Genomic DNA, 20,630 nt, shown 5'->3' with positions numbered 1-20,630 from the left:
GGAGGCGTCAGTGATCGGTACCGCGATCCGTGGTGTGATCCGCAGCCGGAGCGACGTGCGCGCCGCCTTCGCCGCGGTCGCCGTGCTGCTCCCGCTGCTTCAGGTCGTCCTGCTCCTGCTGCCGGTCACCGGCGGCCTCTCCGGGCTCTCCGGCACCGTCGCGCTCGCCGCGACCACCGCGGCCGCCGCCACGCTCACCGTGTGCGCCGTCGTCCTCGCGCGCTGCGCGCCCGTCGTGCCGCCCACCCGGGTGCGTACGGCCCTTCGCGACCGTGACCGGCGTACCGCCTTCCTGCCGCAGCGCGACCCCGACGCCAGGGGCCGCACCCGGCCCAGAGCTCCCGGACAGGCCCTTCCGGCGACCGTCGCGTAGGGCACATGCGTCACACAGGTCAGCTGTAGGGCTCGGCTTCCGTCCGTAGGGCAGTAGGACACTTCTCGTCCTGCTCGTTTCCTCCCGTCCTTCAGCGCTTTCAGCACGTCCCCCCACACGCCTGCCCGCGCACGGGTCGTCATGCCGTCATTCCGTTCATCCGTTCGGCACGACGAGACCCCCGGAGGGCTCACCCATGTCCGTCTTCGCCAGCCTGGTCGAGCAACTGGCCGACCTGCTGCAGCCGTTGTTCGGCCTCTCCGCGGCCGCCGCCGCGATCGTCCTGTTCACCGCGCTCGTACGCCTCCTCGTCCACCCCCTGTCCCGGGCCGCAGCGCGCGGGCAGAAGGCGAGGGCCCGACTCCAGCCGAGGATCTCCGAGTTGCGGCGCCGGTACGGCCGCAACCCCGAGAAGCTTCAGCGGGCCCTCCTCGACCTGCACACCCGGGAGAAGGTGTCGCCGCTGGCCGGAATCCTGCCCAGCCTCTTCCAGCTGCCCGCCTTCTTCCTGCTGTTCTACCTGTTCTCGAACACCACGATCGGCGGGCGGCCCAACGAGCTGCTCGGCCATGAGCTGTTCACCGCTCCGCTGGGCGGCCGTTGGGCCGACGCGCTGGGAGACGGGGGGCCGCTCGGCGGGGCGGGGCTCGTGTATGTCGGGCTGTTCGCGGTCGTCGTGGCGGTCGCCGCCTTCAGTTACCGGCTGACCAAGCAGTTGATGGCGGCGAACGCGGCATTGACCAGTGCGGGTTCGGGTGCCGGCGCCGGTAGCCGTGGTGGCAGTGGCGGTGGCAGGGGTGCCGCGGAACCCGTCGCGGTGCCCGGGATGGGGGCCGTGGCCAAGGTGATGCCGTTCCTGTCGTTCTTCACGCTCGTCACCGTGGCCGTGGTCCCGCTCGCCGCCGCGCTGTACGTGGTCACCAGCATGGCGTGGGGCGTGGTGGAACGGGCGGTGCTCCACCGGTGACGCCCCGGGACTGCTCCGACGGGTCCGATACATGAACCCGGGGTGCGTGCGGTGACCTCACCGCACGCACCCCGCGTTCCCGTGGGGACGGGTCAGACGGTGCCGGCGTCCAGGAAGCGGGTCAGGGCCTCCACCACCATCCGGTGGTCCTCGAGCTGGGGAAGGCCGGAGACCGTCACCGCGCCGATCACGCCCGCGCCCTCGACGGTGATCGGGAACGAACCACCGTGGGCCGCATAGGTGTCGGGGGCGAGGCGGGAGGACTCCTCGAACGTCGTGCCCTTGGCCCGGTGCCGGGCACCCACCAGGTACGACGCGGAACCGTACCGCTCGACGACCCGGCGCTTGCGGGCGATCCAGGCGTCGTTGTCGGGGGCCGAGCCGGGCAGCGCCGCGTGGAAGAGCTGCTGGCCGGCGCGGTGGATGTCGACGGCGACGGGGGCCTGCCGCTCCCGGGCCATCTCCACCAGCAGGGAACCCAGCGCCCAGGCGTCCTCGTGGGTGAACCGGCGGAACACCAGACGGCGTTCCTGCGCCTCCAGCTCCTCGACGGTGGGGATGGATGCGGGCTGTGTCACAGCGTCACCGTCACCTTCTCGTCGGCGGAACGGCGGGCCGCCTCCAGCACGTCCAGGGCGGCGGCGGCCTCCTGTGCGGTCACCGGGTTGGGGCCCCCCTCCAGGAGTGCCTTCGCCACGGCCGTGTAGTACGCGGGGTAGTCGCCGGGCAGGGTCGGCTCGGGGCGTCCGCCGTCGGTCAGCGGGGACTCCCCGGAACCGACGCGGCCCCACAGCTCCTCGGGCTCGGTGCCCCAGTCGGCGCCTGCTCCGGTACCGGGGCGCAGGCCGTCGCGCAGGGCGGCCTCCTGGGGGTCGAGGCCGTGCTTGACGTACCCCGCCTCGGAGCCCAGGACGCGGAAGCGCGGGCCGAGCTGGGCCGTGGTCGCGGAGACGTGGAGGTGGGAGCGGACGCCGTTCGCGTGCGTGAGCGCGATGAAGGTGTCGTCGTCCGTCCGCGCACCCTCGCGGCGGACGACCGCCTCGGCGTACACGGAGGTCACCGGGCCGAAGAGGACGAGCGCCTGGTCGACGACATGGCTGCCGAGGTCGTAGAGCAGACCGCCGATCTCCGCGGGGTCGCCGGACTCCCGCCAGCCGCCCTTGAGCTCCGGCCGCCAGCGCTCGAAGCGGGACTCGAACCGGTACACGTCACCGAGTGTGCCCTCGGACACCAGCTTGCGCAGGGTGAGGAAGTCGTTGTCCCAGCGGCGGTTCTGGAAGACGGAGAGGAGCAGGCCGCGCTCCTCGGCGAGCGCCGCCAGCTCGCGGGCCTCGGCCGCCGTACCGGCGAGGGGCTTGTCGACGACGACCGGCAGGCCGGCCTTCAGGGCTGCGGTGGCGAGCGGGACGTGCGTCCTGTTCGGCGACGCGATCACGATCAGGTCCAGCTCGCCGGCGCGCTCGAAGAGCTCGTCCGGAGTGGCCGCGACGCGGACGTCCGGGAACTCGGCGCGGGCCTGCTGCTGCCGCTCGGGGTTCGAGGTGACCACCGTGTCGAGGGCGAGGCCCTCGGTCGCGGCGATCAGCGGAGCGTGGAACACGGAGCCCGCGAGGCCGTAGCCGATGAGGCCGACGCGAAGAGGAGTACCAGTCATGCCCCTACTTTCGCAACGCTGTTGCCAAAGTGCAAGCACGGGAGAGAATGGGCGGGTGAACAGGACGAACGGCGGACCGGATGGCAGGGGCACGACGGTCGGGACAGGCGGGACGGGTGCGACAGGCAGGACGGGTGCGACAGGCGGGGTCAACCTGTTCAGCCTGCGCAGCCACAACACCGCCCTCGTGCTCGACCTGCTGCGGACCGCGGGAGCGGAGGGCATCAGCAGGCTCGAACTCGCCGAGCGGACCGGGCTCACCCCGCAGGCGGTCAGCAAGATCACGGCCCGGCTGCGGGCGGACGGCCTCGCGGCGGACGCGGGACGCCGGGCGTCCACCGGAGGCAAGCCCCGGACGGTACTGCGCCTGGTGCCGGAGGCCGGGCACGCGGTGGGCGTGCACCTGGACCGGGACGAACTACGGGCCGTCCTGGTCGACCTCGACGGGACGGTCGTGGGGGAGCGGAACACCCCCCTGGACCTGGGCGCGGGCGCGGAGGCGGTACTGACCCGGGTGGCAGGAGTCGTCGAGGAGCTGTGGGGCGAGCGGGACGAGGAACCACGAGAGGCACCGGCGACACCGGGGGAGCCGGGGGAGCCGGGGGGCGGGGCAGCCGTACGCGGACGCCGCCATCGCCTCTCCCTGCTCGGCGCCGGCATCGCGCTGCCCGGACCGCTGGACCATGCCCGGGGCGTGCTGCACCGGGTGACCGGGTTCCCCGAGTGGGACGGGTTCCCGCTGCGGGACGCGCTGTCGCGGCGGCTGGGGGTGCCGGTCGTCGTCGACAAGGACACCAACGCGGCGGCGCTGGGCCTGGCCGTGGGCGGTGAGGGCGGTTCCTTCGCCTATCTGCATCTCGGTACGGGGCTCGGGGCGGGGCTGGTGATCGGCGGCAGCGTGCACCGGGGGCCACGGACCGGGGCGGGGGAGTTCGGCCACCAGGTTCTCCAACTGGACGGGCCGCGCTGCGGCTGCGGTGACCGGGGCTGCGTCGAGGCCCTGTGCCTGGGCGCGGTGGCCAGGGGCGACACGGACGAGGCGGCACGGGTGCTGGGCACCGGCGCGGCGAACCTGGTCGGGCTGCTGGACATCGACCGCGTCCTGCTCGGCGGCCGGATCGTCGAGGCGGCCCCGGAGACGTTCGTACGAGGTGTGCGCGAGGTCCTGGAGGCCCGCGCCCGACGCACCGGGGACACCCCCGTCCCGGTACGGATCGCCTCGGGCGCCGGGCAGGGGGGACGCCGGGGGAGTGGGCAGCGGGTCGCCGAGGGGGCGGCCCAGTCGGTACTGGCCCCGGTGTTCGGACGGGGGGACGGATAGTGGCGACGGCGAGGCACGGAGACCGAGGGCGCGGCCGGGAGGGGTGGGGCGGCGGGTTCCGCCGAGCGGGGGAAATCGTACCGCCGTGCGGGGGGTGATCGGGGTGCCCCCGTGGTGTCGGCCCGCCGGAAGGCAAGGCCATATGGCATGCGACTCTGCACGCCCGCGTCCCTGTTCATGGCGGCGGTGGCCGCGATTCTTCCCACCGCGGCCCCGGCCCGAGCGGAAGCGCCGCCGCCTGCCTGCGCCACAGCGGACGAGCCCGACTTCCCGCTGACCACCCGTATCCACGACGGCCCCGAGACCTACCGGGCCGGGGGCGGCTTCGGCACCTGGTACCTCGAACTCACCAACACCACCGACCGTTCCTGCGGCGGCATCCACCCGGTCGTCGTGCTCTACGACGACAAGCGGGCGCTGCGGGCCTCGCAGTCGGTGCTGGAGTTCTACACGGCGGACCGGGAACTGCCGCACGCCGTCCACTTCGAGACCACCGACGAGGACGAACTCGTCGGAGCCCTCGCCGACGACGACGCGGGCTTCGAGGGGTTCACCGTCGAGGCCGGCCGGACCCTCACCGTGAAGGTACGGCTCGCCCTCACGTCCGACGCCGTGGCGGGCGAGGTCGTCGCCACGGCGGCGGTCGTCCAGCGGTACGAGGACGACGGGGACTGGGTCGGCCAGTCGGACGAGTACCGGTTCCGCATCGAAACACGCGCCGAAACAGAACCCGAACCGGAAGCCCACGAAGCCGACCCCGACGGCACCGGCCCCACCTCTTCCGCCCCCGGTGACAGCCGCCTCCCCTTTGCCCACGAACTCCCCGGCACCGGGCTCGGAGGGTTGGGCGCGGCCCTGGCGGCAACCGCGCTGCTGTTGGCTGCCGGGAGCGTGGTCGTACTGCGGGGACGGCGGCGCCGCTGACGCCGTCTCAGACGAGGTCCACCAAATCCGCGATCGACTCCACGATCCTGGTCGGCCGGTACGGGTACTGGCTGATGTCGTCCTTCGTCGTCAGGCCCGTGAGGACGAGGAAGGTCTCCATTCCGGCTTCGAGCCCGGCCAGCACATCCGTGTCCATCCGGTCACCGATCATGGCGCTGGTCTCGGAGTGCGCTCCGATGACGTTGAGGCCGGTTCGCATCATCAGAGGATTCGGCTTACCGACGAAGTACGGCTCCTTCCCGGTGGCCTTGGTGATCAGCGCGGCCACGGAACCCGTCGCGGGCAGCGCGCCCTGGGGAGACGGTCCGGTGTTGTCCGGGTTGGTGGCGATGAACCGGGCTCCGTTGTCGATCAGACGGATGGCCTTCGTCAGAGCCTCGAACGAGTACGTACGAGTCTCACCCAGGATCACGAAATCGGGGTCGGCATCGGTCATGACGTAGCCCGCGTCGTGCAGGGCCGTCGTCAGGCCGGCCTCGCCGATGACGTAGGCCGTACCTCCGGGGTGCTGAGTGTCCAGGAACGTCGCTGTGGCCAGGGCGGAGGTCCAGATGTTCTCGACCGGCACATCGAGCCCGATCCGGTTCAGGCGTGCGTGCAGGTCTCGGGCCGTGTAGATCGAGTTGTTGGTGAGGACGAGGAACGGCCGCCCCAGGTCGCGCAGCTTCTTGATGAAGGCATCCGCACCGGGGACCGGCACCCCTTCGTGCATCAGGACCCCGTCCATGTCGGTGAGCCACGATTCGATGGGCTTGCGCTCTGTCATGGGGGGTGGACTCCTACCGTACGGGGGCCAGGGGACGACCTCATGCTATGCAGACACTTCCGCGCCGGGACTGCCCCGACGGAAGATGCGTACCGTCACTTCCAGATGGTCCCGAGCAAGTCGGCCCGGAAGGCGCCGCGTTGAGCTCCACCCTTGCCTGCAGGCCTGATCACCATGGCCTCGATGATCCGTGTCAGCTCCCGCCGCTTCATCTTCACGGTGTGCGTCTCCCCTTCCCGGACGCTGCGGGCCGCTGCGGTGCCGGTTCGCGTTGGCGCTGCGGTGAGGCCGGCTGCCATCCCTTGTCACCCGTACGGAGCAACCACCGCACCCTGAGGATGCGGTACCCCGCCCGACGGGGCACGCTCCCGGTGTCTGGAGGTTCACGATGGGTTCATTGCGACTCGCTCTCTGTACCGGAATCCTGGCCGTCGCCGCGCTCACCCCGCCGGCGTACGCGGTGGACGACACGGGCGTCTCGGTGACACCGGCGACCCCCGCCCCCGGCACCGACGTCACCCTCAGGGTGGAGGAGTGTGCCGAGCGGACGGCGATCGCCGTGTCCTCGGCGTTCGTCTCCGAGGTCCGGCTCACCGTCGCCGACGGCGTACTCGTCGGCGAGAGCCGGGTCCGTTCCACGCTCACCGCGGGCACGTACCCCGTGCTGGTCGACTGCGGCGAGCGGGCCCGCCAGGGCACGATCAAAGTCGCCCCCGCCCGCAACCGGCCCGCCGTGACGGACGAACCGTCGAAGCCGAAGGCCGCCGAGCCGGCCGCACCCGCCGCATTCGCCTCGCCCGTCGCCCCCGTCGACGCGGGCGGTGGCGGCAGCGCCCCGCTGGCCGCAGCAGGCACCGGCACGGGCGCCGACTCCGGCGCCGACGAAGGCGGGCCGGGCGCCGTACAGGCGGTGACCGGACTGTTCCTCGTGGCAGCAGCGGCGGGAGCCGTCGTACGCAGCCGCGTCCGGCGGAGCCGCGGAACGACCGGCTGAGGCGGCCGACGGTGTCCGATCACGGCGAGATGCGACCGGGACAGCCGGGGCAGCCGGTATGCCCGGGGTGGCTGCTCACCGGCATGGCCTGGGTGGCGCTGCTGCTCGTGCTCTGGCTGTGGGGCCGGGAGGCGACCGACCTGCGGCCCGGCGGAACGGGGCCCTCCACCGGTGACATGGCGGCCGCCGGCCGGCCGGCCCAGGGGGAACTTCCGCCCGCCCACCGCCCGCTGGGCGAGGCGCTGCCGCGGCGCCTCGACATACCCGGCCTGGGCGTCCGGGCCCCGGTGGTCTCCCGCGGCCTGGACGAACGGGGCGCCCTCGATCCGCCGCCGTTCGACCAGCCGGACGTGGTCGGCTGGTATGCGGGCGGGGTGGCGCCCGGAGCGTCCGGCACCGCGCTGGTGGTGGGGCACGTCGACACCGAGACCCGGCCCGCCGTGTTCTACAAGGTGAGCACGCTGAAGCCCGGCCAGAAGATCCGGGTGGTCCGCGAGGACGACAAGGTCGCCGAGTTCACGATCGAGGACATCCAGGTCCTGGCCCGCGACGGGTTCGACGCCCAGCAGGCCTACGGGCCCCGCCGCTCGGGCCGGGCCGAACTGCGCATCGTCACCTGCGGCGGCACCTTCGACGCGGCACGCAACCGCTACACGGCGAACGTGGTCGTCTCCGCGTACCTGACCGGCACCACCGCCTGAGCGGCCACCGTGCCCCCGCCCCGAGCACCCCGTTCACCCGGCCCGGACGTGGCTCCGGGCCGGTCGACGCCTCGTCCGTTTCCGGTCGCGTTCCGTGATCGCCCCAGGTGACCCACCACCGTACGACGGCTGTAACAGCTCGCGGACAAGAATGGACCGACCTCGTGGCTGTCACGGGTCGTATGTCAGGATTGGGGCTCGGCACGCATGCACGGAACACGTGCACCCAAGGGGGGTTGGATGTACGGCAGCAGGGGGGTCGGGGCGTTCGTCGGGAGGCGGACGTCGGCAGCGATTCTGGGGGCGGCGCTGCTGATGACAGCGTGTTCCTCCGGTGGTGGCGACGAGGGGGACGGCCCGGACAAGGCGGCCGGCGCGGAGATCACGCAGCAGCCCAAGGACGCCAACCCCTTCTGGGTCAACCCGGAGGGCACGGCCGCGCAGCAGATGGCCGATCTGGGGGCGGACGGGAAGAAGGCGGAGGCCGGGCAGATCCGCAAGATAGCGGAGCAGCCCGCCGCCGAGTGGATCAGCCCGGAGAACCCGGAGGAGCAGACCCGCGGTTTCACCGAGGCGGCCGACAAGGCGGGCCGCACCGCGCTGCTCGTCCTCTACAACATCCCGCACCGCGACTGCGGCCAGTACTCGCAGGGCGGTGCCGCCGACGGCAACGCCTACCGCGCCTTCATCGACAGTGTGGCCAAGGGCATCGGGGACCGGGCGGCGACCGTGATCCTGGAGCCCGACGCGGTGCTCCACCTGGTCGACGGCTGCACGCCGGAGAAGTTCCACGAGGAGCGCTACGACGTCCTCAGCGGTGCCGTCGCCAAGCTCAAGAGCCTGAAGAACACCACGGTGTACCTGGACGCGGGCAACGCGGGCTGGGGCGACCCCGACCAGATCTTCGAGCCGCTCACGTGGGCGGGCATCGACCGGGCCGACGGCTTCTCGGTGAACGTCTCCAACTTCTACTCCACCGAAGAGTCCATCGCCTACGGCAAGAAGCTCTCCGCCAAGGTCGGCGACAAGCCCTTCGTCGTGGACACCAGCCGCAACGGCAACGGCCCGTACACCGGGGGCGACGCGGCCGAGCGCTGGTGCAACCCGCCCGGCCGTGCCCTCGGCGAGACGCCGACGATCAAGACCGCGGACCCGCTGGTGGACGCGTATCTGTGGGTGAAGCGGCCCGGCGAGTCGGACGGCGAGTGCAAGGGCGGCCCGAAGGCCGGCCAGTGGTGGGAGGACTACGCGGTGAAGCTCGCCAAGGCCAGCGACTGACCTCACACACCACACGCCACACACCGCATAACCCACACCGCACACCGCATACGCGCGTAGGGGGCGCCCTCCATGGCGGAGGACGCCCCCTACGCGCGTGCCCGTACGTGCCGGGCGCGGGCTGCCGGTTACGGCACCTGCACCCACTGCGCCTTGCTCGGTGTCCCGTCCGCGGTGGTGGCGAACATCATGTACCAGCCCGCATGGACCAGGTTCCGGCTCTCCGGCACGGTCACCGTCAGCTTGTCGCCGTCGGCCTCGAAGTCGAGGGCGACGGAGCGCTGGTCCACGTCGGTGACGTGGGTCGAGGCACTCGGCCGGATCAGCCGGACCTTCTTGATCGACGCGGCGTCCTTCGAGGTGAAGGTGCCGGACTCGCCGCGCTCGATGGTCTGCGGGCCGCCCGCCAGGTCGGGCTGCTCGTTCTCGCCGTAGAGATACGGCGGCGTGTAGATCTCGATGCGCTGCTCGAACGTGCCCGGTTTGGTGTTGGCCTTGTCGCCGTAGAGGGAGTCCGAGCCGAAGAACATCACGCGGCCGTCGGGCAGCAGGATCGAGCCGGAGTGGTAGTTGCGGCCCACCAGCGGATCGGCGACGCGCTTGAGTTCGTTCTTCGCCGTGTCGTACATCCGCGCCTCGAGGATGTTGGAGTCGCCGCGCCCCCGGTAGTCCTCCGAGCCGCCCGAGATCAGCACGCTGTCGTCGGGCAGGACCGAGGCCTGCGGATAGCGGGTGCCCTTGTCCGTCGAGGGGCCGTCCTCGAAGCGCGGGCTGTCGGCCTTGAGGTCGACGATCCGGGTCTTCTCACTGGCCAGCGGGGACTCGCCGACCCCACCGCCGCCGATCACCATGTACTTCTCGTCCTGCGCCGGGGGCAGCAGCACGGTGTTGGCCGTCTCCAGCATGTTGGCGTCGCTCATGCCGGGGATCTTGGTGAACTTGTTGGTCTCCACGTCCCAGATGCCCGGGTCGCGGCCCACGTCGGCGGGGCCGTAGCCGGCGTTCGCGCCCGAGTAGAAGACCTTGCTGTTCTCCATGAGGAACAGCGCCGGGTAGGTCGGGAACTGACGGACCTTGTCCGTGTAGGTCCACTTCTTGGTCTCGGGGTCGTAGACCTCGTTCTTGCCCGGGACGAGCTGGCCGATGTCGTCGAGGCCGGAGACGCTGAGGATCTTGCCGTCGCTCAGGGTGGTGAGCGTCGGATACCAGCGGGCCTCCTTCATCGGGTCGACCTTGATGTACTTCTCCGCCACCGGGTCGAACTCGAAGGCGTCGTCGATGCCCTGGAAGTCCTTCTTGTCCAGGGCGAGCTTCTCGGCGATGCCGTACGTGTTCTGCGCGTCCTCGCCGCTGAGACCCTGCACGGTGTAGTTGTCCTGCGTGCCGGTCTGGTACTTGGCGCCTTCCTTCTGCGCCTCGACGTAGGTACGGCCGTAGCCCGGGGTGTTGCCCAGGAACGCGCCGGTCTCCTTGTCGAAGTTCTTCGTGGCGCGCGGGACGAGCACCGGATCCTTCGAGACGAAGGTCTTGCCGTTCTCCTTGCCGGCGAACCTGGTGCCCGCCGGCAGGGTGATCGGCTTGTCCGGGTTCTCGTTGTGGACGACCATCAGGCCGCCCGCCTTCGTCACGTCACCCTTGAGCTTCTCGTACCGCTTGGTGCCGCCGGCGATCAGGAGATTGCCGTTGGCGAGCTGGGTGTGGCCGGTGCAGAACAGGTCGGTCGGCGTCGGCACCTTCTTGATGGTCTTCTTGACCGGGTCCCAGATACGGGTGTCGTACTGCTTGGCGTCGAAGTTGTCCTTGTTGTTGCCGGAACCCGCGACGAGCAGCACCTTGCCGGTGTGCAGCAGCGCCGCGTGAATGGTGTTCTGGCGGTACTCCTCCGGGAACTCGACGATCTCCCAGCGGCCGTTCTCCGCCTTGTACTCCGGCTTGTTGATCTTGTACTGGTGGTATTTTTCGGACCCGAAGCGGTACAGCCACGGCCCATTCATGCCGGCCAGCGCGAGTACCACCGCGGTGCCTATCGCGATCCGACGGGCGCGACGGCGGCCTGCACGGTCGTTCATTCCTTACGTCCCCCAAGTCCACCCAGGGCGATCTGCATCGTCTGGTCATTGCCGGAGCTGTTCCCGGCACCTGTCGCTCCACCCGGTCCCGCCGGGCCTTCCGGCTCTTCCTGCCCCGCCGGTCCGCCGTGGGAGGCGGCCCAGCTGGGCCGGTCCTGTCGGCCGTGCGCGGCGTGCGGCTGCTGGGCGTACTGCTGCCCGTACTGCTGAGCCTGAGCCGGGTACTGCTGCCCCTGATACTGATCAGGGGTCTGTGCCTGCTGCCGCACCCGCGGGAGCGTCTGCAGCTGCTGGGTCGCGGGCTCGTGGGCGAAGTCCTTCGGTGGATCCGCCGCCGGCCGGTCGGCCGGGAGCCGGCCCGACGCATGGGCGCCGGGCGGCTTCTTCCTGTCCTGGCGCATACCGTGCCGCCAGGCGAACATGGGTGCGGCCGTGATCAGCAGGGCGAACATCGCCCAGATGATCATCGCCGGGTGCGCGTGTCCGTAGACGAAGCCGGCGGTGAGAGAACCACCGAAGATCAGGATGAAGTACCAGTGGTACCGGAAGGTGCCGAACCAGGTGTCCGGACTGGCCGAGTCGCCCTTCGGCGTGACCACGAACTTGCTCTTGCGGCGCAGGACGGAGTCGATCAGCGCCTTCGCGTAGAGCGGCGCCGACAGCGCGGACATGACCATACCGGCCACACCGCCGGAGCCCTCCGGCTCGTGCGGGGAGACGTTGTGGCGGCGGTTCCAGATGTAGAGGCCGATCTGGAGCGCGGAGGCGTTGCCGTAGAGCATCAGCCAGACCGCGGGGTCGATGTTCACACCCGAGGCGCCCAGGCCCAGGAACAGCGCACAGCTCAGTGCGGCCAGGATCCAGTTGAGGGCCGACATCGGGTAGAAGATGATCATCATGGTGTAGTTGAAGAGCTTGCTCGGCGGCAGCGAGTACCAGCCCTTCCAGTACTGCTTGAGGATCGTCTCGTACGTCCCCCGGGACCAGCGCATCTGCTGGGTGAAGAAGTCCGTCCAGGCGTTGGGGCCCTCGCCGACCGCGAGCACGTCCGGGGTGTAGACCGAGCGCCACTTCTTGCCCGTCGCCGGGTTCTTGGCGCGGTGCATCTCGAAGCCGGTCGCCATGTCCTCGGTGATCGAGTCGTACAGACCGCCGATCTGCTGGAGCGCCTTGATGCGCACGGCGTTGGACGTGCCGACGAACATGGGGGAGCCGTAGCGGTTGCCGGCCCGCTGGATGAGCGCGTGGAAGAGGAACTGCTGCGACTCGGCGGCCTTGGTGACGAAGTTGTCGTAGTTCCCGTAGACCTGCGGGCCGATGACGAAGCCGACGTTCGGGTCGCGGAAGAAGCCGAGCATCCGCTCCAGGTAGTTCGCCATCGGAATGTGGTCGGTGTCCACCGAGGCGAAGAACTCGTAGTCGTCGCCGTGCGCGTCGAGCCAGGCGTTGTAGTTGCCGTGCTTGGTCTTGGCGCGGTGCGGGCCCTTGGCCTGGTTCCACTTCGCGACGCCCTTGCGGGAGAAGTGGTGCACACCGAGGCGCGCGCAGACTTCCTTCACCTCGGGGTCGTCACCCTCGTCGAGCAGCCAGACGTGCATGGTGCCCCGGTGGCGGATCTTGACCGCCGCCTCCAGGGTTTTCGTCACCATCTCCAACGGCTCCTTGCCGGGCACGAAGGAGGTGAGGAAGGCGACCCGGGTGCCGGTCTCGGGCACCACCGGGACCGGGTCGCGGGCGACCAGCGTGGCGTGCGCGTTGGACAGCACGTTCAGGCAGCGGAAGAGCTCGATCAGACCGATCGAGACGAGCATCACGACGTCGAGTGCGGGCAGCCAGTCGAACGCCGGGTAGTCGCGGTCCGTCCAGTGCGCGGGCTGGAGCAGCCACACCAGCAGCACCACCGACAGCAGCGGGGCCGCGGCCAGCATCAGCGCGATGCGGATGCGGTGCGGCTCCTGCGAGATCAGCGAGCGGTACTGCACCGTGTACGGCTTGTTCGGATCGGGCTGGGTGAGGGGACCCGCGAGCCGGCTGTAATGCTCGTAGTCGTATCTCGGCAGCGTCTTCTTGATCCGGCGGAAAGCGCCCGTGTTTCCGGTGCGGTGCGCAGGCACCCTGAGCTGGGTGGTCTGGGACGGGTCGTCGTCCCTCTGGGCGCCCGACGGCGTCGACGTCATGAGTGTCATCCCCCCACACGCGGCCTCGCCGCGTGTTTCGTCGCTTCTTTCCGCCCGTGGCCGGTCCCCCTCGACCTTCCCGGGCGTGTCAATGGTGGACCGCTGTCACCACGTCACCCACACCATATAGACACGGCACAGCGCTCCGTACGGTTGCATGACGCGTCCCCCGCGGCATCACCCGGAGGGCGGGACTCCTTGCCCCGCACCGTCCGCAATCGGTCTTCCGCCCCCCAACAGCCGCGAACCCGCAGCATCGTGAAGGAACCAGGTTGGACGGGTTTCATCATGATCGCAAGGTGTGAAATTCGGTGTTCACCGGTCATATGGTCCCATTGTGACTGTTGAGGGGGTCACGTGGGACTCGTGTTCCATACGTGCGGTGAAGGGGAGAAGTTCAACGGGTGCGAGAGGATTTCCGGCCAAAAAGCGACGGGCCCCTCGATCGCGAGGAGCCCGTCACTGTCGGTGCGCCGCCAGGGACTCGAACCCCGGACCCGCTGATTAAGAGTCAGCTGCTCTAACCAACTGAGCTAGCGGCGCTCGCTGACCCCGCAACTGTACCGGACCCCGCGGGGTACTCCCGACCACCCGTGGGGGAGGGCTCCCGGATTCCGCCCCGCCGGCGGTGCCCGCGCCGGCGCGCTTACATCATTCGGACCGTCAAAGTGCGTGCTCCGTGGACAGTTGAGAAGCTGATGTTTGTGCACAGACGTGACGTATTTCGCCGGGCGTGTGATCGGACATGTGGCCGGAACTGTGAGGAGAGTCGCATGGACCGCATGGACCGCTCGGATGGCTCGGACCGCTCGGATGGCGGGATGTGCGGGGATCGCATGGAGTCTCCGGTGTTCGAGGAATTCGATCCCGCGAGCGACTGCGACTGCCCCGGCTGTGTTCAAGGGCGATGTGCGCGCGCCCTTCCCCGCTCGCCGGCCGTCCGTACAGCCGGCCGGCCGGCTGTGTTCCGTCCCCTCATCGTGGCCGCCGCCGCGGCATCGACGGTGATCGGCGCGTACGCGGTCCCCGCCACGGCCGCCCCGCACACCGTCGGCCGGTCCGGCCTCCCCGGAGTCCTGGGCGCCCCCGCGGACGAGGAGCCCGCCACCCCGCAGGGGCCGAGGGGGCCGCTGTACGGCCCCGACGGCCGGACGACCGATCCCGCGGATCCCGCGGACCCCTCGCCCCCGTCGACGGTCCGCGTGATCACTCGCGCGGACATCGTCGAACGGGCCGAGAGATGGGTCGCCGCGAAGGTCCCGTACAGCGTGTCCGCGTACTGGTCCGACGGTTACCGGCAGGACTGCTCGGGCTTCGTCTCGATGGCATGGAACCTGCCCGCGAACGAATGGACCGGAAGCCTCGGACAGTACGCGCAGAAGATCACGAAGGCGGAACTCCAGCCGGGGGACATGCTGCTGTTCCACAACGCGGCCGACCCGCAGAACGGCTCCCACGTCGTCCTCTTCGGCGGCTGGACGGACAGCACACGCACCACCTACGTCGCCTACGAGCAGGTCCGCCCGAACGCGCTCCGGCGGTCCACCCCGTACGCCTACTGGAACAACTCCGCGAGCTATGTCCCGTACCGGTACCTGGGCGTGACCGGTTCCGCCAGAGGCGGGGGGACCGCCGTGGACGGGCTGCCGGGAGCGCTGACCTGGGAGCTGCTGACGGCCGGCGGCGCGGCGGACGGCCACCCGGGGCCGGAGGCCTGGCGGCGGCTCTTCCCGTAGACGCGGAGGCTCCTACGGAAGCAGCACCGGAAGCAGCACCGGAACAGGCACCGAGACAGACCCGGAAGCAAACCCGGAAGCAGACACGGAAGCGGGCGCGGAAGTGAAGCCCGGCGCGGAGGCATGCATGGCCCTGACCACTCCTGACACCCCTCACACCCCTGACCTTCCCACCCCTGACCCTCCCACCCTTGATTCCCGCCCCCTCGAAGCCGGGCGTCCGGCCGAGATCGTGCGCTCGGCGGCCGGGCGGTCCGGGCGGGTGATCCGCAACGAGGCCACCACCGAGATCCCCGTCCATCTGCTGTTCCGCGACGGCCCCGACCCGGTGCCCGTGCGGCTGCGTCCCACGGTCGTCGGGCGCAGGCAGGGCACGGGGGAGCAGCCGCGGCTCCGCCGCCCGGCCGCCGAACCGTCCCGGCCGCCCGTGTCGCAGGTCGACCCCGGACTGGTGGAGCGGCCCGCCCGGGTGCTGCCCGGGGGCGCGGGGGTGCTCGCCGGGATGTGCGGGGCGGCCGGGTGCGTGGCCACGTCGTGGTGGGCGGGCGTTCTGCCGTCGGCGGTGACCGTCGGGTTCGGGCTTCCGGCGCACGCGGGGGCCGCGGGAGCCGCCGGACTCGGGCCCGCGCAGGGGGCGGCGTACGCGGCCGCCGGGGCTCTCGGCCTGTTCGGGTTCGGCGGACTGGCGCGCGGCCGGACCGGGCGGGCCTGGGTGCTCGGTCTGTTCGGCCGCTACCGCGGGACCGCCCGGCGTACCGGCCTGCTGTGGGTGAATCCGCTGCTGCTGCGCCGCCGGGTCGACGTACGGCTGCGCCACTGGCGCAGTGAGCCGATGCAGGCGGCCGACCGCGGCGGGGTGGCGCTGCGGGTGGTCGTCCTGGTCGTGTGGCGGGTGCGGGACACCGCGCGGGCCACGCTGGGCGTCGAGGACCACGAAAGGTATGTGCGCGAGTGCGTCGAGGCGGCGCTGCTCCGGGTCTCGGTGGAGGCGCCGGGCGAGCCGGGCGGTGCGGCGGGCACGGCGCAGGCCGCGCTGACCCGGCTGGTCGCGGCGGACGCCGGCCCGGTGGGGATCGAGGTGTTCGCGGTGCGGCCGGTCCGGGTGGAGTACGCCCCCGAGGTGGCCGCCGCCATACACCGGCGCCGGATCGCCGCGCTGGACGCCCGGCACCGGGCGAGCGCGCTCACCTCGGTCGTGGACTCGGTGGAGGACACGGTGACCCGGCTGACCCTGCGAGGCCTGGTGGACCTGGACGACTACGAGCGCAAGGTGCTGGTGAAGGACCTGACGGTGGCGTTCTGCGCGGGGCGGGGGGAGACGGGGGCGTAGGGCCTGTCGGACAGACCCTGGGGCCTGCCGTGGCCGGGGCGAGCCGGGTGCGGAAAAGCGTCGAACGGGTTGTGTTATTGGTATGGACATGCTCAATCGGCGGCTCTAATCTGAAGCTTGGTCTAGACCTACCTGTATCAGCTCACTGACCCCCCCACGTTCCCCAGGAGCGGCAGCATGCGCACACAGACCAAGCTGTACGCAGCCGCGGTGGGGCTGGCCACGACCGGAGCGCTCGTGCTCTCCTCCGGCGGTGCCAGCGGCCACGGCTACACCGATCTGCCCATCAGCAGGCAGAAGCTCTGCCAGAACGGCGGCGTGACCAACTGCGGCGACATCCAGTGGGAGCCGCAGAGCGTCGAGGGGCCGAAGGGCTTCCCCGGCTCCGGCGCCGCCGACGGCCGGCTCTGTTCGGCCAACAACACGCGGTTCGCCCAGCTCGACAGCCCGAAGACGCCCTCGGGCGGGGCCTGGCCGACCACCAGGGTGTCGGGCGGCCAGAACTACACCTTCCGGTGGCAGTTCACGGCCATGCACGCCACCAGCGACTTCTCGTACTACATCACCAAGCCGGGCTGGAACCAGAACCACAACCTCGCCCGGTCGGACCTCAACCTCACTCCGTTCCTGAAGGTGCCCTACAACGGGCAGCGCCCGCCGCAGACGCTCTCGCACAGCGGCACGCTCCCGTCCGGGCTGAGCGGGCACCACGTCATCCTCGCGGTGTGGTCGGTCGCCGACACGACCAACGCGTTCTACGCCTGCTCGGACGTCACCTTCTGACGCCGCTTTCCGACGTCATCCGTCCGGCGCCGCACCCCGGCCGGGTGTGACCCGCACCTGCGCCGGGCACGCCGAAGGGCCTCTCGCTTCCACGAGAGGCCCTTCACTGTGCGCCGCCAGGGACTCGAACCCCGGACCCGCTGATTAAGAGTCAGCTGCTCTAACCAACTGAGCTAGCGGCGCATGACTCCCGCCGTCCGCTCTCGCGGTCGGCGACGCGGAAAATACTACCCGCTCCCGAGGGGTGCTTCCGACCGCGCGCCGGCCCGAATGGCGGCCCTCCCCACTGCGGCGCCGGTCCAGGGGCGTATGCCAAAGGGATGTCCCGGCGCGTGGACCTCGGGCGTTGCCCCCGACACCGCCCGCCCTCGGACATCGCCCCGCCGTCACAGGACCGCGCTGAGGAACTCCCGGGTCCGGTCGTGCTCGGGCTCGCTGAAGAGTTTCTCCGGCGGGGCCGACTCGATGATCCGGCCCGAGTCGAACATCAGGACGCGGTCGGAGATGTCCCGGGCGAAGCCCATCTCATGGGTGACGCAGAGCATGGTGATGTCGGTGGAGCGGGCGATGTCCCGCAGCACGTCCAGGACGCCCGCGACGAGTTCCGGGTCGAGCGCCGAGGTCACCTCGTCGAGGAGCAGGACCTGCGGCCGCATCGCCAGTGCCCGCGCGATCGCCACCCGCTGCTGCTGACCGCCGGACAGCTGCGCGGGGTGCTTGTCGATGTGCTCGGTCAGCCCGACCATCTCGAGCAGCTCCCGCGCCCGCTCCTCGGCCTCGTCCTTGGACAGGCCGAGCACGGTGACCGGAGCTTCGGTGATGTTCCGCAGCACGGTCATGTTCGGGAACAGGTTGAAGTGCTGGAAGACCATCCCGATCTTCTTGCGGATCTCGCGGACCTGCTTCTCCGGCGCGGGGAACAGCTGGTCCCCGTCGACGGTGACCGTGCCCTCGTCGGGCTTCAGCAGCGTCATCAGCAGCCGCAGGATCGTCGTCTTGCCCGATCCGGAGGGACCGATCAGGGTGACGTGCTTGCCGGCGTCCACGGAGAAGTCCAGGTTGTCGAGGACCGTGTGGTCCCCGAACCGCTTGGTGACGCTCTCCAGCCGGATCAGCTCGCTGCCGGCGGCGCGGGCGGTGTCGGGGGCGGTCTTGGGGCTGGGCTGGGTGCTGGGCCGGGTGCTGTCAGTGGACAAGGCGTCGCTCCAGGGCTCGGAGGGCAAGGGAGGCCAGGTAGGAGATGACGATGAAGGCGAGACCGATCACCGTCAGGGGCTCGGTGAACTGGAAGTGCTGCTGGGAGAACAGGCGGGCCTCACCGAGCATCTCCAGCACGGTGATCGCCATCAGCAGGGGCGTGTCCTTCAGCATCGAGATGACGTAGTTGCCGAGCGCGGGCACCACCCTGCGCACGGCCTGCGGCAGGATCACCGCGGTCCACGTCCGGCGCAGCGGCAGGTTCAGTGCCGTCGCCGCCTCCCACTGGCCCACCGGCACGGCCTCGATGCCCGCGCGGTAGACCTGCATCGTGTACGTCGAGTAGTGCAGACCGATGGCGAAGACCCCCGTGGTCAGCGCCGAGAAGGTCACTCCCCACTCGGGCAGCACGTAGAACAGGAAGAACAGCTGCACCAGCAACGGGGTGTTGCGGACGAACTCCGTCACCGCGCCGACCGGCCAGGTCACCCAGCGGGAGGGCACCCGCATCAGCAGGGCCCACACCAGGCCGAGGACGAACGAGATCAGTGAGCCGAGGACCAGGATCTGCAGGGTGACCAGCAGACCGTCCCAGAAGTACGGCATGAAATCGGAGACAGCGCTCCAGTCCCACTTCATCAGGCACCTCCCCCGCCGACACCAGTCGTCTCGGCCCGCTTCAGTTCCAGATCCGGTTCGGGCACGGGCTTCTTTCCGACGCCGGCCTTCAGCTTCTTCTCCAGACCGCGCATGATCCGGGTGAGCAGGAAGGCGATCACGAAGTAGATGATCAGGATGTACGTGTAGATCTCAGCGCTCTCCTGGAGCGCCAGGCGCACCAGGTTGCCGCTGAACGCCAGATCGCCCATGCCCATGATCGACACCAGGGCGGTGCCCTTGAGCAGCTCGATCAGCAGGTTGGAGAACGGCGGGATCATCTCCGGCACCGCCTGCGGCAGCAGGATCAGCCGCATCCGCTGCGCGGGCGTGAAGCTGAGCGCGATACCGCCCTCGCGCTGGGCCGGGTCGACGGCGGCCAGCGCGCCGCGCACGATCTCCGCGCCGTAGGCGCCGTAGGTCAGGCCGAGCGCCAGCGTGCCCGCCCACAGCGGCACCAGCTGCCAGCCGAAGGCCGGGGGCAGCACGAAGAACACCCAGAAGATCATCACCAGTGCCGAAGTGCCGCGGAACACCTCGGTGTAGAAGCCCGCGAGGAAGCGGACGAACTTCAGCCGGTGGGTGCGCGCGATGCCGACCACGAAGGAGACCGCGGTCGCGAGCAGCGCGCTGAGCACCAGCAGCTGGATCGTGACCCAGACGCCCTTGAGTACGAGTTCCCAGAGTCCTGAGGTCATCCGCCGCACAGCTCCTTCGCGGTCAGATCCGTCATCTCGTCCTCCGTGAACCCGAACGGCCTCAGGATCCGCAGCAGCTCGCCGCTCTCCTTCAGCTTGGCCAGCTCGACGTTGAAGGCGTCCCGCAGATGCGTCTCGGTGGGACGGAAGGCGAAGGCGCCGCCGTCCGTGTGCGGCTCACCGTCGACGATCGGCCGGAACGGCTCCGTGACCTCCGCCTTGGCGGACTTCTTCACCACCTCACGGGTGGTGAGCGCGGTACCGGCGAAGACGTCGACCCGCCCGGCCTCCACCGCGTTCAGCCCGGCGACCTGGTCGGGGACGATCAGGATGTCGCCCTCCGGATATCCGGCCTCGACCGCGTACGCGATCTCCGCGTACCCGGTACCGGTGGCGAATTTCGCCTTCTTCTCGACAACGTCCTTATAGCTGGTCAGCCCTTTCGGATTGCCCTTGCGCACGATGAACGAATCGAGCATCTGGTAATCGGGGTCGGAGAATATGACCTGCGCGCAGCGCTCGGGATTGACATACATCCCGGCGGCCACGACATCGAACTGCTGCGAGTTCAGCCCCGGGATCAGCGAGCCGAACTCGGTGGGTACGGGCTGCACCCGGTCCACGCCGAGCCGCTTGAAGATGACCTTCGCGAGTTCCGGTGCCTCGCCGGTCAGGTTGCCGTTCTTGTCGATGTAGCCGAAGGGGATCTCGCCGGCGATGCCCAGGCGGACCACACCTGCCGCCTTGAGCCGTTCGAGCAGGTCACCGCCGTTCGTGCCCGCCTCGTTGGGGACGCGCGAGCAACCTGCCGCGCCCAGCGCGCCGAGCGCCGCGACCCCCGCGAGCAGCGACCGGCGGGAGGGCCCGACAGATGGGGGAGCTTCCCCGCGTCGTCTCAGTGGTTTTCCCAGTGGTGGAGCCATGGCGGCGCGGCTACCCGAATCGATGCCGGGTATTCCCGCCGGTTTCGGCCCCGTTCGGCGG

Annotated in this window: 19 protein-coding genes and 2 tRNA genes; 10 read left to right on the top strand and 11 right to left on the bottom strand. The window is 70.3% G+C overall.

Features of this window, described 5'->3' with window-relative positions; translation table 11 throughout:
- Window positions 1-34 precede the first annotated feature (34 nt).
- Window positions 35-373 (top strand): DUF6412 domain-containing protein, encoded by a 339-nt coding sequence (locus ACFPZI_RS29720; RefSeq protein ID WP_381369508.1) that lies wholly within the window; start codon window positions 35-37, stop codon window positions 371-373.
- 196 nt (window positions 374-569) lie between these two features.
- Entirely contained in the window at window positions 570-1,340 is a 771-nt protein-coding gene (locus tag ACFPZI_RS29715; RefSeq protein ID WP_381369413.1) for a YidC/Oxa1 family membrane protein insertase, read from the top strand.
- 92 nt (window positions 1,341-1,432) lie between these two features.
- Here the strand turns inward: ACFPZI_RS29715 and ACFPZI_RS29710 are convergent, their stop codons facing one another.
- On the bottom strand, window positions 1,433-1,918 hold the full coding sequence (locus ACFPZI_RS29710) for a heme-degrading domain-containing protein (RefSeq protein WP_381369411.1): 486 nt from the start codon (window positions 1,916-1,918) through the stop codon (window positions 1,433-1,435).
- The gene (locus ACFPZI_RS29705) at window positions 1,915-2,994 is read right to left on the bottom strand and encodes a Gfo/Idh/MocA family oxidoreductase (RefSeq protein ID WP_381369409.1); all 1,080 of its coding nucleotides are present in this window, start codon (window positions 2,992-2,994) and stop codon (window positions 1,915-1,917) included. Before ACFPZI_RS29705 ends, ACFPZI_RS29710 begins: the two co-directional genes overlap by 4 nt.
- On the opposite strand from ACFPZI_RS29705, the gene ACFPZI_RS29700 reads away from it, so the two are divergent.
- On the top strand, window positions 2,963-4,315 hold the full coding sequence (locus tag ACFPZI_RS29700) for an ROK family transcriptional regulator (RefSeq protein ID WP_381369407.1): 1,353 nt from the start codon (window positions 2,963-2,965) through the stop codon (window positions 4,313-4,315). The genes ACFPZI_RS29705 and ACFPZI_RS29700 overlap by 32 nt on opposite strands.
- A gap of 147 nt (window positions 4,316-4,462) precedes the next feature.
- On the top strand, window positions 4,463-5,239 hold the full coding sequence (locus tag ACFPZI_RS29695) for a hypothetical protein (protein ID WP_381369406.1): 777 nt from the start codon (window positions 4,463-4,465) through the stop codon (window positions 5,237-5,239).
- Between the two features lie 7 nt (window positions 5,240-5,246).
- Here the strand turns inward: ACFPZI_RS29695 and ACFPZI_RS29690 are convergent, their stop codons facing one another.
- Window positions 5,247-6,026, bottom strand: a complete 780-nt coding sequence (locus ACFPZI_RS29690) for an HAD-IIA family hydrolase (RefSeq protein ID WP_381369405.1) — start codon at window positions 6,024-6,026, stop codon at window positions 5,247-5,249.
- A 388-nt stretch (window positions 6,027-6,414) separates the two neighbouring features.
- On the opposite strand from ACFPZI_RS29690, the gene ACFPZI_RS29685 reads away from it, so the two are divergent.
- The 3 genes from ACFPZI_RS29685 to ACFPZI_RS29675 all read left to right on the top strand — a co-directional run bounded on the left by ACFPZI_RS29685 (window position 6,415) and on the right by ACFPZI_RS29675 (window position 8,999).
- On the top strand, window positions 6,415-7,020 hold the full coding sequence (locus ACFPZI_RS29685; RefSeq protein ID WP_381369403.1) for a hypothetical protein: 606 nt from the start codon (window positions 6,415-6,417) through the stop codon (window positions 7,018-7,020).
- 29 nt (window positions 7,021-7,049) lie between these two features.
- Window positions 7,050-7,721, top strand: a complete 672-nt coding sequence (locus ACFPZI_RS29680) for a class F sortase (RefSeq protein ID WP_381369505.1) — start codon at window positions 7,050-7,052, stop codon at window positions 7,719-7,721.
- Window positions 7,722-7,961: 240 nt separating this feature from the next.
- On the top strand, window positions 7,962-8,999 hold the full coding sequence (locus ACFPZI_RS29675; protein ID WP_381369401.1) for a glycoside hydrolase family 6 protein: 1,038 nt from the start codon (window positions 7,962-7,964) through the stop codon (window positions 8,997-8,999).
- A gap of 128 nt (window positions 9,000-9,127) precedes the next feature.
- Here ACFPZI_RS29675 and glxA read toward each other — a convergent pair whose 3' ends face one another.
- The 3 genes from glxA to ACFPZI_RS29660 form a co-directional block, all read right to left on the bottom strand.
- On the bottom strand, window positions 9,128-11,068 hold the full coding sequence (gene glxA / locus ACFPZI_RS29670; RefSeq protein ID WP_381369399.1) for a radical copper oxidase GlxA: 1,941 nt from the start codon (window positions 11,066-11,068) through the stop codon (window positions 9,128-9,130).
- A complete protein-coding gene (locus tag ACFPZI_RS29665) occupies window positions 11,065-13,245 on the bottom strand; it encodes a glycosyltransferase family 2 protein (protein ID WP_381369397.1) in 2,181 nt (726 codons plus the stop codon). Before ACFPZI_RS29665 ends, glxA begins: the two co-directional genes overlap by 4 nt.
- 469 nt (window positions 13,246-13,714) lie before the next feature.
- Window positions 13,715-13,788 (bottom strand) — tRNA-Lys (locus tag ACFPZI_RS29660).
- 419 nt (window positions 13,789-14,207) lie between these two features.
- On the opposite strand from ACFPZI_RS29660, the gene ACFPZI_RS29655 reads away from it, so the two are divergent.
- The 3 genes from ACFPZI_RS29655 to ACFPZI_RS29645 all read left to right on the top strand — a co-directional run bounded on the left by ACFPZI_RS29655 (window position 14,208) and on the right by ACFPZI_RS29645 (window position 17,094).
- Window positions 14,208-14,981, top strand: coding sequence for an NlpC/P60 family protein (locus ACFPZI_RS29655; RefSeq protein WP_381369394.1), 774 nt, complete (start codon window positions 14,208-14,210; stop codon window positions 14,979-14,981).
- Between the two features lie 127 nt (window positions 14,982-15,108).
- Complete coding sequence (locus ACFPZI_RS29650) at window positions 15,109-16,311, top strand: SPFH domain-containing protein (protein WP_381369391.1); 1,203 nt, start codon at window positions 15,109-15,111, stop codon at window positions 16,309-16,311.
- Window positions 16,312-16,488: 177 nt separating this feature from the next.
- Complete coding sequence (locus tag ACFPZI_RS29645) at window positions 16,489-17,094, top strand: lytic polysaccharide monooxygenase auxiliary activity family 9 protein (RefSeq protein WP_381369388.1); 606 nt, start codon at window positions 16,489-16,491, stop codon at window positions 17,092-17,094.
- 109 nt (window positions 17,095-17,203) lie between these two features.
- Here the strand turns inward: ACFPZI_RS29645 and ACFPZI_RS29640 are convergent.
- The 5 genes from ACFPZI_RS29640 to ehuB form a co-directional block, all read right to left on the bottom strand.
- Window positions 17,204-17,277, bottom strand: a tRNA-Lys gene (locus tag ACFPZI_RS29640).
- Window positions 17,278-17,480: 203 nt separating this feature from the next.
- Entirely contained in the window at window positions 17,481-18,290 is an 810-nt protein-coding gene (gene ehuA / locus ACFPZI_RS29635; protein ID WP_381369385.1) for an ectoine/hydroxyectoine ABC transporter ATP-binding protein EhuA, read from the bottom strand.
- Complete coding sequence (gene ehuD, locus ACFPZI_RS29630) at window positions 18,280-18,930, bottom strand: ectoine/hydroxyectoine ABC transporter permease subunit EhuD (RefSeq protein WP_381369382.1); 651 nt, start codon at window positions 18,928-18,930, stop codon at window positions 18,280-18,282. The genes ehuA and ehuD overlap by 11 nt, the downstream gene beginning before the upstream one ends.
- Window positions 18,930-19,646, bottom strand: a complete 717-nt coding sequence (gene ehuC, locus ACFPZI_RS29625; protein ID WP_381369379.1) for an ectoine/hydroxyectoine ABC transporter permease subunit EhuC — start codon at window positions 19,644-19,646, stop codon at window positions 18,930-18,932. Before ehuC ends, ehuD begins: the two co-directional genes overlap by 1 nt.
- Window positions 19,643-20,569 (bottom strand): ectoine/hydroxyectoine ABC transporter substrate-binding protein EhuB, encoded by a 927-nt coding sequence (gene ehuB / locus ACFPZI_RS29620; protein ID WP_381369376.1) that lies wholly within the window; start codon window positions 20,567-20,569, stop codon window positions 19,643-19,645. Before ehuB ends, ehuC begins: the two co-directional genes overlap by 4 nt.
- Between the last annotated feature and the right edge of the window lie 61 nt (window positions 20,570-20,630).

The sequence above is a fragment of the Streptomyces chlorus genome, from assembly GCF_042655885.1.
Classification (GTDB): Bacteria; Actinomycetota; Actinomycetes; order Streptomycetales; family Streptomycetaceae; genus Streptomyces; species Streptomyces chlorus.
The sequence above is the reverse complement of the archived record's forward strand: the minus strand, read 5'-3'. Positions and strand labels throughout refer to the sequence as shown.

Excerpts from the sequence above, each read along its gene's own strand:
- ehuC (WP_381369379.1), bottom strand. The coding sequence starts at position 19,646 with ATGACCTCAGGACTCTGGGAACTCGTACTCAAGGGCGTCTGGGTCACG.
- ACFPZI_RS29645 (WP_381369388.1), top strand. The coding sequence starts at position 16,489 with ATGCGCACACAGACCAAGCTGTACGCAGCCGCGGTGGGGCTGGCCACG.
- glxA (WP_381369399.1), bottom strand. The coding sequence starts at position 11,068 with ATGAACGACCGTGCAGGCCGCCGTCGCGCCCGTCGGATCGCGATAGGC.
- ACFPZI_RS29700 (WP_381369407.1), top strand. The coding sequence starts at position 2,963 with ATGAGGCCGACGCGAAGAGGAGTACCAGTCATGCCCCTACTTTCGCAA.
- ACFPZI_RS29715 (WP_381369413.1), top strand. The coding sequence starts at position 570 with ATGTCCGTCTTCGCCAGCCTGGTCGAGCAACTGGCCGACCTGCTGCAG.
- ACFPZI_RS29650 (WP_381369391.1), top strand. The coding sequence starts at position 15,109 with ATGGCCCTGACCACTCCTGACACCCCTCACACCCCTGACCTTCCCACC.
- ACFPZI_RS29665 (WP_381369397.1), bottom strand. The coding sequence starts at position 13,245 with ATGACGTCGACGCCGTCGGGCGCCCAGAGGGACGACGACCCGTCCCAG.
- ACFPZI_RS29690 (WP_381369405.1), bottom strand. The coding sequence starts at position 6,026 with ATGACAGAGCGCAAGCCCATCGAATCGTGGCTCACCGACATGGACGGG.
- ehuB (WP_381369376.1), bottom strand. The coding sequence starts at position 20,569 with ATGGCTCCACCACTGGGAAAACCACTGAGACGACGCGGGGAAGCTCCC.
- ACFPZI_RS29685 (WP_381369403.1), top strand. The coding sequence starts at position 6,415 with ATGGGTTCATTGCGACTCGCTCTCTGTACCGGAATCCTGGCCGTCGCC.
- ACFPZI_RS29675 (WP_381369401.1), top strand. The coding sequence starts at position 7,962 with ATGTACGGCAGCAGGGGGGTCGGGGCGTTCGTCGGGAGGCGGACGTCG.
- ACFPZI_RS29705 (WP_381369409.1), bottom strand. The coding sequence starts at position 2,994 with ATGACTGGTACTCCTCTTCGCGTCGGCCTCATCGGCTACGGCCTCGCG.
- ehuD (WP_381369382.1), bottom strand. The coding sequence starts at position 18,930 with ATGAAGTGGGACTGGAGCGCTGTCTCCGATTTCATGCCGTACTTCTGG.
- ACFPZI_RS29680 (WP_381369505.1), top strand. The coding sequence starts at position 7,050 with ATGCGACCGGGACAGCCGGGGCAGCCGGTATGCCCGGGGTGGCTGCTC.
- ACFPZI_RS29695 (WP_381369406.1), top strand. The coding sequence starts at position 4,463 with ATGCGACTCTGCACGCCCGCGTCCCTGTTCATGGCGGCGGTGGCCGCG.